This is a genomic window from Sporomusa sp. (genome assembly GCF_057736855.1).
The window spans coordinates 1-10,911 of the sequence record NZ_JBYKYF010000086.1 but is presented as its reverse complement, the minus strand read 5'-3'; the positions used below and the strand labels follow the sequence as shown (position 1 = coordinate 10,911).

The following is a 10,911-nucleotide window of genomic DNA, read 5'->3' as shown; positions in this document are numbered from 1 at the left end:
GGGTACCCGCAGCCAAACAAGCAGCATATCCCATTGCCTTATCTGGACGTATCCGGTAATCGCCGCAGGTTAAATCAAATAATACCGCCCCAGCAACAATCGGCACTTTAGTAACCCCAACATCAAAGCCTATATGTTGTTCTTCTAAATACTGCATTATGCCAGACGCTGCTTCCAAACCAAAGGCGCTACCGCCTGCCAGCAACACGGCATGGACTTTATCCACATAATTTACCGGATTGAGTAAGTCAGTCTCACGGGTACCTGGTGCGCCACCGCGTACATCGACCCCGCCGGTTGCCCCTTCATGACAAAGAATAACCGTACAGCCGGTGGCGGCTGTCAAATCATGAGCATGACCAATTTTAATACCAGGGATGTCAGTTATGTTTACCATCTGTTTACCGCCTTTTTTATCAATTACTAGATTTAGTTTTTGCATAAATTACATGTTCCAGCAACAATGCCGCCGTAATGCCAACAACAAAACCGTTAGTTACCAGCGGCCTGACAACAGCGGGAATAGCGGCCGTCACATGGCTGGGCAAAAACGCGGCCATTGTGCCAATCAGCAGCGATAATCCTACGATTATGCCAGTTTCAAACCCTGACGTTTCTAGGCTTTTTCCCAATACCAACATCCCGCTGGCAACTTGCGAGCACATAATATAACATATTAGGCTGCCAATCACAACTGGCGGCACATAAGAAAATAAAGTGATAATAGCTGGTACGAAAGCGACAAGGATGAGCGCACCTGCAGCTACCGCCAAGGGAAAACGCGAAGCGCAGCTGGTAGCAACCATAAGCCCGCTGCTGAGCGAATAATTTACCGGACCAATAACCCCCAAACAACCGGCACACGTATTTCCTAACCCGGTCACCAACAATCCGGCTGTCGAGCGTTTATCAGCATCATTCACCGTCAATAAGCCGGCAATACTTTGCATTGAACCCAAATCATTAGCCACCAGTGCCAAAAAACAAAACAGAAAAGATACAAAGATCACAGGGTCAAAACGAAAATCAATCACAGCCAACTGCCAATTACTGCGTTCTGCCGTTGTCGGCACTCCTTGCGGCCACGCACCAGCAACTAAAGCATAATATGCTAAAGAGCCAAACAGCAGTGCCCAGGCTACCAGGGTTGATTTTAAAACATCAGGCAACAATCGCTGTCCTAACAGGAGAGATAGCAGCATAATGATAGCAAACGTAAGCTGTTTAAAGGGTTCCGCCCCTGCAGTGATGAGATTAAGAATCGTAGGAAGAAGCGTAAAGGCAATCAATAACAGCACTATCCCAACAATCCGCGGGGTAAACAGCTGGCTGAGGCGAGGTAACAGCTTAAACTGACTTACACCAGCCACTAGTAACCCGCATAAGGCAATTGAACAATAAACTGCACCACCGTCAGCACCAGCCTGGCTTGCCACAATGCCGTTTAATAGCACGGTGGCCGGACCCACAATCAATGGCAACCGATGGCCTTTCAGCACTTGCACCAGCATTGTCATGCCGATAAGCAAAAATAGTTTCTGTAAATATTGTAATTGTATAGCCGTTGAATTAGCATCAGCCATGCTGCTAGCTATGGCCCCGAGGATAATAATAGAGGGGATGGTAACCATAAACCACTGCAACCCAAACAGCGCCATTTCGCTAGGCGGCAGCTGCTCATCTAGCAGATATTTAAATCTTATAGCTCCCAAAAAGTTCTCCTCCCCATCCGCTATTGTATGCCGACTTCAGGTATACTTCATAACTATTTTCGCCGTCTGCTATTTTTTCCCTGCTTTCTGCTTTATGCACAACCGCAATAACAACTCCACCCGCTTCTTCCTAAATAAATGCAATATACCGTCCTAATCATAAATACTAAAATCCGGAACCTGCTTACACGCTAGGTTCCGGTGGATTTTTGCTGTTAGAGTGTGCCAAAAAAGTTAGGGAGTATCGGGATTATGAGCGGCTTGTCCGCTACATAAGATAATATACGGGTATCACTGCCTATTACTAGACCCGCAGTGCCATCTCCCGGATCCTGGCTGCCAAATCACTAAGGCCTTCGACAGCTTTACTTATTTCAAGACTTTTCGACTTTTGCTGTAAACAGATGGTATCAACCTCTAGAATTTCTTTTTCTATACGAGTTACTTCATTTCGCATATCTTCCAGAAGATCTCTGATTTCTTTAATGGAAGCCTGGCTATTGGTAGATAGCTTACGAATCTCTTCCGCCACTACCGAAAATCCCCGACCGTACTCGCCTGCGCGAGCAGCTTCAATGCTTGCATTCAACCCGAGTAAATTGGAATTTGCAGCAACCTCTTTTATGAATGCGAGAATTTTGTCAGATTTTCCGATGCTGTTAGCCATTGACTCGCCAGACACTCTCAGCTTCTCCAACTTATCTGTAAGCAGCGCCGCTTGTGTTGCCAAATCCTCACTGGCGACCGCAACATCTTGGGAAGAAGCCGCAATAGTGTTTGCAAAACTTTGCAACGTTTCTTGCGCCTCCAAACTGCATGCTAGGCCAACCCCCCCGATAATTTGGCCGCCTTCATCATATATAGGCGCACTAATATTTCTAAACGTAAAACCCCAGACTTCTTTCGACACAATACTATCCTGGATCTTATTAAAGTTTATAGCCTCCCATAGACCGTCGCCTTTGCTAAGAGATTTGCCTACAGGAGATTCATGGCGCATTTTCTTGCCTGGCGCATAACTGATAAAACGTTCCCGGTCAGCAACAACAATCATGGAATCAAAAGGAAGCACTCTTTGGATAACGGGTGTACATTGAATCAGGGATTCTAATATCTTTTCCATGGTTTCAATTCCTTTCCGTAAAAAATGTGCTCCTTTGATAGCAAAGCTACTATTGCCGCCAAAGGAGCGCAGTTTTCTCGATCTTAAATTTCTTTACCGGAAATCCCGAAACAAGTTGCTGTACCGGTTCCGGGAAGAGATAGAAGAGATATTTGTACAGATTAAACTGCTTCTTTTGTCACTTCTGCTGCAGATTGATTCGATTTCATTGCTTTAAAGAAGGCTATAATTGTGAACACAATCAATACGCTAGCTGAGAATTTACATAAAAATCTATAGGATTCAAATCCCGTAACCGTATAGACAAGAAGCTGAACAAACGGTGCTAGTAAGAACCCAATATGAATACCGCTAGTTACAAACCCGTATGCAGTATCCCTGTAAGCCGGTTCTACTTTTTGTGAGGTTAAGTTTAAAAGGTAAGGAGCAATCATGCCGGAACCAAAGCCAATCAACAAGTTGGCAACAGTTTGGGTTTCAAAGGTATGAGTGTTAGCCATAATTATATAGCCAACGGCAAAAATAGCTAACGATATGGGAACAATATACTCTTTGGTTTTTTTGTAAAACTCAGGGAAAACAGCTCCAGATATGATGCTGGCGCCTCCCGGTAAACAAATTGCAATACCAATCATCCAGGGCAGGCCGATATGTTCGGTAGTCATAAACAAAGCCATGTTTTCAATATTAAACGCAAAGAATATCCAGTTAACAGTCATGAAAGCAACTAAGCCATACACAATCTTAGGAAGACTTTTGCCTGGTACATGATGGTCAGCTACTTCAGTATTCTGCATGGAAGGAGGAGATTTAGGCAGACCAAACATGGCAACAACCATGATAACTAAGCATACGGAAAAGCATAAGAACGGATAGTTCCAACCAAGCAGTAAAATAAAGCCTACAGCAATACTATCAAGTACATTGGCAATATTGGCAACACTAGTGGCTAAGCCAAGCATCCGTTGTCTCTCCTTACCAGCAAAATGCTCGGCAATCATTGCATTCGGCAAAGGTAACACAAGTCCAACACCAATACCAGTAATCAAGCGGGAGATCAAAATCTGATTCATAGTTTCTGCCTAAAACGGCACCATGCCGGCAATACCATAAATCAGCAAACCTAGGAGAATCAAGTCTTTTTTGTCATATTTTTTTGCAAGTTTACCTGCAATTACACTCATTGGTATAGATGCAAAGAACGGCATAATTACAATTAACTGCAATTCAAATGTCGATGCATCAGGAAATGCCGCTGCCACTGCACCTAAAATAGGAGCTACTACGGAAAGTTCATATATCCAAACAAAAGGTATCAACAGCAATGTAAAAACGTTAAACTTTGTTAACTTGGAACTATTCATAAAAATCCTCCCATTTATTTACACTTCATTCCGAATTAAAAAGGAGATCCGAATTTTTCGCTCTGGAAATACGCTAACGATGTATCACGTGCATTCATCAGAAAAACAGGCTCTTGCGAATTTTCAGATGGAAAAGAGTACAAATTAGGTGCAGCCGCAAATCGTTAAAAAACATATGCTGCTGCACCTGACTTAGACGTAACGCGATCGATCAATTACCAGTATTACATTACTGGCTTGTCCGATAATTCTTTAGAATCCACCATATGGATATACTCTGTCTGGTACTGGATTCAGATCATCTTCATCGATTTCAGCTACGCAGCGGGCCATGGAACCATCGCCCAAGTACCAACGAAGCGGGAAGCAGTAAAATCTAAAGCGTTTACCGGAAACTTTATCCAGATCACCGCCAAGGTTTTCAACACCGACTATGCCATGTCCCAGCATGTACTTATGGCAAGGCTCCCATGTGCCCCAGCAGCCAATGGCTTCCAACTCGCCGAACTTCTTATCATAGGCCTCTTTACCATGAATTTTGATATAGACTTCTTTGTCAAATTCGGCATATGCTTCAATACCAAATTGTTCAATATACTCTTCGGTAATAGGTTTGCCGGAAGCACCGATAAGGTTCATACGGGTCATACCGTTGTTGCCCATAGCGGTGTGGAGAGGATGATCCAACGCTTGGCTATCCATAGCAACGCATTTAACCTTGTGTTTCACAAACCACTTGCCGGCATCAATACCAGTACCGCAGGAGTAGTGATAATATTCTTTAGAGTCATCGAATTTGCGATGCATCCCAGTGTTCAAGCAGACAACCATGCCTTCCAGTTCGCTCGGCTTGATACCTACTTTTTCGCAAGCAGCTTCGAGATGCTTTGGTCCAATTAACCCCCAGCGCTCAATTTCGATGGGAAGACAAACAGCGTCACCAGTATATGCATCAATAGGCATCTCATGAGTGTAGCGGGCTCTTCTGCCATCGAATTCGTACTCCATAACGTGACGAGGAGCATCGCAGTGTGTACCAGTGTGCATAGTGCAGGTGATCTTTTGTGTCAAAACGCCGCCTTTGGCCATAGTGTGCGCACTATCAATTACCGGTTTGTCAAAGTAAGGCCAGCGAGGAATTTCTGCGCTGAAGGGATGTGTCAGATCAACAAATATTTTTTTACCCATAATAATAAAACCTCCTAGATTCTCTGTTGATTGTATATCCTATCAGAAATAGAACTTTGGGGATATCATGTTAAATGTATTTAATTACCGTAACAGTTTCCCTAGCTTCTACAAGCTTTAAAGACGCCAAGCATCTATCTTGTTAATTAGCAAGCCCAATAGCCGCCCTCAACAGCGATATTTGCCCCAGTCATAAAGTCACTGGCACTGGAAGCAAGGAAAATGCAAGGTCCAACAAAATCTTCTGGTTCACCCAGCCGTCCAATTGGAAGGCGTTTTAAAAAGTTTTTATAAACAGCACTTTCTGGGTCAAACATCCATTCTGTAAGATCAGAACGGAAAACAGTTGGGTTAATTGTGTTAACATTAATTTTATATTTTTCGCTCCATTCGCAGGCAAGTGATTGAGCCATTAAGTCAATGCCAGCCTTGGCTGTACAATAGCCGGTATAGCCAGCCATGCCATTTTTGGAGCGGGCTGAAGAAACCAGAATTACTTTTCCGCCTTTACCTTGTTCAACCATTTGCTGGCCGACATATTTGCAGAACAGCCAAGTTGCCTGTACATCAGAAGACATAATCTTTTGCCATTCCTTTAAATCCTGTTCAAGAATGGGTTGGGGGTTATTGTAGCCTGCGGCTGTAACCAATACGTTGATTTCGCCGAATTTTTCAACGGCAGCCTTGACAACCCTGATAACATCAGCTTCTACGGCCGGATCACCAGCAGCGTAACCGCACTCAATACCTTGTGCCTCTAGCTCAGCGCACAAAGCTTTGCATTTGTCATCGCTACGCCCGGTAACAAAAACTTTCATGCCAGCAAAACCATAACCAAAACATACAGCCCTGCCTAAAGCTCCGGTTGCACCAGTGATCACTGCAACTTTTCCTTTGACATCGAATAATTTGTTTACGAATTGTTGGTCAATCATGTTGTTCTCCCCCATTTTAACGTTTAATGCCTAATAGGCTAATTGCTAATTATAGCTAATAACAACCAAGACAGTAGCTACCTGATTGGTTTCGTTTATCATTTCTCTGCCTTCGTTTGGTCCAATAAATATCGAATCATTCTTTTTCAGGACAAAGGTTTCGGTCTTGGACTTTACAGTAATTTCTCCGTCGAGAACATAATAGATTTTTTCTGTCGGCGAATCTTCATAAGCATACTCTGCACCGCCACCAGGTAAAAAGTACGACAATCCCATCCAAAATTTCGTAGCACCGGTTTCTTCTGTACCATGCAACTTCATGGACCGCATGTCGAAATGTTTCGGTGCAAGATAAGGTTTTACATTGGCTAATTCAACTTTTTTCATAAATAGAACCTCCTTTTAATTTATTAATTATTAATTAAGTAAATTAAACTGCCATTTCTTTTACATCGCTAGCAATAGTGTAATCGGCTTCGGTAGCTTCCCTGATGGTTTGCAGGCTTACTCCAGGTGCAGTTTCCGTCAAAACCATCCCTTGGGGAGTTATTTTAAAAACGCAGTAATCTGTAACAATCATGTCAACTGCGCCAGCAGCAGTCAGCGGGAGAGTACATTTTTTCAATATTTTAGCAACTCCGCCCTTACCAACATGCTCCATGGCAACAATTACCCGTTTTGCACCAACAACAAGATCCATCGCACCACCCATACCAGGTACCATTTTGCCAGGAATCATCCAGTTGGCTAAATTACCCTCCTGGTCAACCTGCAAGGCGCCTAAGACGGTGGCATCCAGGTGACCGCCGCGAACAATGGCAAATGACAAAGAACTGTCGAAAGTTGAGCCACCCGGCACGATGCCTGCCGGTTGACCACCAGCGTTAGTCAAGTCAGGATCGATAGTTTCCCCTGTAGGTCCCAGACCGACAAAGCCATTCTCAGAATGCAGAATTACCTTTTTATCATTAGGAATATAATTTGCAACAAGTGTAGGAATGCCAATCCCCAGATTTACTACATCGCCGTCGTTTAACTCTTGAGCAACCCTTTTAGCAATAAGAATTCTTTTTTCCATAAACCTTCCTCCATTCTCCGTTAAGCTTGAACGATATAATCCACGAAGATTCCTGGTAGCATAACTTCGTCAGGATCAATTTCACCTACGGATACAATGGTTTCAACTTCTGCAATAACAAGATCGGCTGCCGTGGCGATAATTGGATTAAAATTCCGGGTTGATCTTCTAAATATTAAATTTCCTTCCTTATCAGCTTTAGTGGCCTTTACCAAAGCAACATCGGCCCGTAGAGGTGTTTCTAGTAAAAAATCACGACCATCAATGCTGATAGTACGTTTGCCTTCAGCAACACTCGTCCCTATACCGGTTGGCGTGAGGACCCCTCCCAAACCAGCTCCACCTGCTCGAATGCGCTCAGCCAAGGTGCCTTGCGGCGATAGCTCCACCTCCAGCTCATTCGCATTCATTTGTCGCCCGGTTTCCGGATTTGTGCCAATGTGTGAAACAATTACCTTTTTTACCTGCCGGTTAACGATGAGTTTACCTATCCCTCGGTCTGGAAAACCAGTATCATTCGCTATGACAGTTAAGTCAGTGCACTTCTTGTTAATCAGTGCATCAATCATTTTTTCCGGCGTACCGTTTGCAAGAAAACCGCCAATCATTACTACGGATGAGCTTTGTACTTTTTCCACAGCCTGGTCTATGCTGATTACTTTCGTCATTGTTACCCCCCTCAGTTACTAAAGTTTGGCTGTTTCACTTTTCGCAATATTAAATAAGCAAAAACCATGCCAAAGCAAAAACAGATAATTGACAATTTGATTTTTTGCATTATAACGCAACTTTCTAATAAAACGGTTTCGTAATTTTCGCATTAATAATGCAGATAAATCACCTTATTTGATGAATTTTATCATCATTATTTAGAAAAATTTACATCTTTTTTAACAATTTCGACCAAATTCGACAGATGAAAAAACGCATCAATAATGATGCGTTTTTTCATCTTCATTTTTTTCAACGCTTTCTTTATCTGAAAAAACTTTTTGGTACTCTGCTAGGTCCTGGTACTGTGTTTCTATTTTAAATAAGTTCTTACAAGATAATTTCATTGTTATCTCTTTTCATAATTTAAAATTAAACAAATATTCATTCCACCGAGGAAGTCCGCTGTTTATCAGATTATTCTGGCATAGAAATTGCATATATTTTATATCAGCGATAAAGCCAAAGCCCTAGGACTAAAACCACTGGCACACATCAGCGGCTACGGGTTGGGCGGAGTGAATCTGGCTATCAGGGTCATGAGTCCGATGCTTGCAAAGCAGAACGAGCTTTCTACGATAAGTCTTTTCATTGATAAAAACGAAGGCACAATTGCTTTATATCATGTGGTTAGCGCTAGCAGAACCCAAATGCTAGCATCTCTTCTTCATGCCTTGAATAGCAAAAAGCCAAACGCAACCTGGCAACCTATATATCTGCGGCAAGCAGAGAAAATTGCCAGCATTGCGAAACAAATCTTTAAAAAATGAGGAGGTGAATGAATTATGGAAAATAACATTATTACCGTAGTAGCAATAGGCGCTTGGCTCACAAGGGAGCGTAACCCCAATACTTCTCTGCCCTCAAAAGATATTGTCGAAAATGTATTCCAGTGCTGACAGACCGGCGCGGCTGTCGCCCACTTGCACATGTAGACGATAATGGTACCATGTGCAAAAAAGTATCGATAAATCGTCGAATTCATCAGAAATAAATATAATATTGTTCTCCCCTGAAAAAATTCGGCGATGTACACGCCACCGCAGAAGCTAGAATGGCGCACTTAATTGAACGTAAGCCGGAAAGGATTCTCTGATACCATACCTAAGAAAGTCACAAAAGTCCTACCTCATTATCCGTTACTTGCAGCTCCTGCCGAAGTCGTATGACAACGCCGGAGGAAATGTTTTAGTACATCATACAATAAACTTAAAAGCTCAAATTTTATAGTATATGGAGGAAAAACATGAAAAAACACCGCATTTCAAAAATCTGCGCCCTTGTTTGCATGTTAGGCTTAAGCTCTGTTGCGTACGCCGATGCCCAATCATACGTAAACACCCCCGGAGCGTTTACGGATGTTCCGGCCGGTCACTGGTCCTACTCCGCCGTCAACAAGCTCGCGGCCGAAGGTATTGTTGACGGCGACGGCAATGGTAATTTTGCCGGTAACAAAACACTAACCCGCTATGAAATGGCACTGATTGTAGCCAAAGCCATGGCTCGTAGCGACAAAGCCGACACAGAAACCAAAGAACTTATTGAAAAATTAATTAATGAATATAATACCGAACTCATAAATCTTGGTGCACGTGTCGCAAAAACCGAAGAAGCTATCAAACGCTTTACTGTTCACGGTGATATGCGGGCGCGCTATCGCAACCTGCAGTATGATCACGGTCGTGATGATGGCGATAAAGATATCCGGTTCCGCCTGTTCCCCACATTTAAAGTAAGCGATAAGTGGATTGTCAGTGGCGAACTTGCTGCAGCAGAAGACTGGCGGTCCAGCAACGATAAAAATGACATGAACAGTGTCGCGATGAGACAGATCTATACGCAAGGTCCATTGGGAGAGACTGGCGTTAATTTAACTTTAGGTAAATTTGTTTATTGGGCCGGTGGGGGTCCGGGAGAACGCACCTGGAGTCCAATGGGTAATACCCTCAATCTGGCAATGAATGCCGTTGGTATCAAGGGTGCCAAGTTTTCTTTTGGTAAAGAATTGAGAACAGACGTTGTATATGGACGTGCCAACACCCAGTATCCGCAATACGTTGATTATAATTATGTCAGCCCAGTCAATGCTGGCTTTAATGACGAAGATATAACTGTTTACGGTTTTGCTACACGCTGGTCGCCAACTGATAACTTGGATTTTCAGGTAAACTATCATAATTTCAAAACCGATAATGGTGTATTTGGTAATGCCTTTAATGCACCAAATGATGAGCTTGGTCTGACTGAGATCGGAGGCATGTACCAGTTTGCCAAAGATTGGCGCTTTACAGCCCTTGCGGCCCGCAGTGACGCCGATAACGAGAACAATGCGTATAAATTGGAAATGCGTTACAAAAATGCTGACCTCGCAAAAACAGGAACCTGGGCACTATTCGGTACTTATATCAATGTCGAAGCCAACAGTATCTGGCGTGCTGACGATCCAGGCCAGGCAATCTGGGTTAGCCCAAGCCTGTTTAGAAACGCAGAGAAGCAAAACCTTGGCGTAAAAGGCTGGTCTTTGGAAACAGCGTATGTCCCTACACCCGGCTCATTGATAAGAGCATCCTATGGTCAGTATAAAGCAGCTACTGGAAAATCTGTCCAGGGAGATACTGATGTCTTCCATCTGCAATATGACATATTCTTTTAATTAAAACCAATTTCAGCTATCGTAGTTACCGTGAACCTATAACCAACTAACGATATCGGGCAGTTAGGGAAAACCCTAACTGCCCTTAAAATTCTAAGGGCGTGTCGCAAAACGTTTATGGAAAAAACGTCTTGTGACACGCCTCTT

Annotated in this window: 12 protein-coding genes; 2 read left to right on the top strand and 10 right to left on the bottom strand. The window is 43.2% G+C overall.

Going from position 1 to position 10,911, the window contains the following annotated elements:
* From AC29Z1_RS07675 to AC29Z1_RS07630, 10 genes are all read right to left on the bottom strand, one after another.
* Positions 1-397, bottom strand: a 397-nt coding sequence (locus tag AC29Z1_RS07675) for a P1 family peptidase (protein WP_488270871.1), incomplete at its 3' end; no start/stop codon positions are given.
* A 19-nt stretch (positions 398-416) separates the two neighbouring features.
* Positions 417-1,712 carry a uracil-xanthine permease family protein gene (locus AC29Z1_RS07670; protein WP_488270870.1) on the bottom strand — a complete coding sequence of 432 codons (1,296 nt, stop codon included), beginning with the start codon at positions 1,710-1,712 and terminating at the stop codon, positions 417-419.
* A gap of 304 nt (positions 1,713-2,016) precedes the next feature.
* The gene (locus tag AC29Z1_RS07665; protein WP_488270869.1) at positions 2,017-2,835 is read right to left on the bottom strand and encodes a methyl-accepting chemotaxis protein; all 819 of its coding nucleotides are present in this window, start codon (positions 2,833-2,835) and stop codon (positions 2,017-2,019) included.
* A 161-nt stretch (positions 2,836-2,996) separates the two neighbouring features.
* Entirely contained in the window at positions 2,997-3,908 is a 912-nt protein-coding gene (locus tag AC29Z1_RS07660; RefSeq protein ID WP_488270868.1) for an MFS transporter, read from the bottom strand.
* A 9-nt stretch (positions 3,909-3,917) separates the two neighbouring features.
* Entirely contained in the window at positions 3,918-4,199 is a 282-nt protein-coding gene (locus tag AC29Z1_RS07655) for a hypothetical protein (protein ID WP_488270867.1), read from the bottom strand.
* 252 nt (positions 4,200-4,451) lie between these two features.
* Positions 4,452-5,387, bottom strand: a complete 936-nt coding sequence (locus AC29Z1_RS07650) for a cyclase family protein (protein WP_488270866.1) — start codon at positions 5,385-5,387, stop codon at positions 4,452-4,454.
* 146 nt (positions 5,388-5,533) lie between these two features.
* Positions 5,534-6,322, bottom strand: a complete 789-nt coding sequence (locus AC29Z1_RS07645; protein WP_488270865.1) for an SDR family NAD(P)-dependent oxidoreductase — start codon at positions 6,320-6,322, stop codon at positions 5,534-5,536.
* 45 nt (positions 6,323-6,367) lie between these two features.
* On the bottom strand, positions 6,368-6,709 hold the full coding sequence (locus AC29Z1_RS07640; protein WP_488270864.1) for a cupin domain-containing protein: 342 nt from the start codon (positions 6,707-6,709) through the stop codon (positions 6,368-6,370).
* Positions 6,710-6,752: 43 nt separating this feature from the next.
* Positions 6,753-7,400 (bottom strand): 3-oxoacid CoA-transferase subunit B, encoded by a 648-nt coding sequence (locus AC29Z1_RS07635; protein WP_488270863.1) that lies wholly within the window; start codon positions 7,398-7,400, stop codon positions 6,753-6,755.
* A 20-nt stretch (positions 7,401-7,420) separates the two neighbouring features.
* Positions 7,421-8,068, bottom strand: coding sequence for a CoA transferase subunit A (locus AC29Z1_RS07630; protein ID WP_488270862.1), 648 nt, complete (start codon positions 8,066-8,068; stop codon positions 7,421-7,423).
* 477 nt (positions 8,069-8,545) lie between these two features.
* On the opposite strand from AC29Z1_RS07630, the gene AC29Z1_RS07625 reads away from it, so the two are divergent.
* On the top strand, positions 8,546-8,881 hold the full coding sequence (locus AC29Z1_RS07625) for a hypothetical protein (protein WP_488270861.1): 336 nt from the start codon (positions 8,546-8,548) through the stop codon (positions 8,879-8,881).
* A 476-nt stretch (positions 8,882-9,357) separates the two neighbouring features.
* Positions 9,358-10,764 carry an S-layer homology domain-containing protein gene (locus tag AC29Z1_RS07620; RefSeq protein ID WP_488270860.1) on the top strand — a complete coding sequence of 469 codons (1,407 nt, stop codon included), beginning with the start codon at positions 9,358-9,360 and terminating at the stop codon, positions 10,762-10,764.
* Positions 10,765-10,911: the final 147 nt, after the last annotated feature.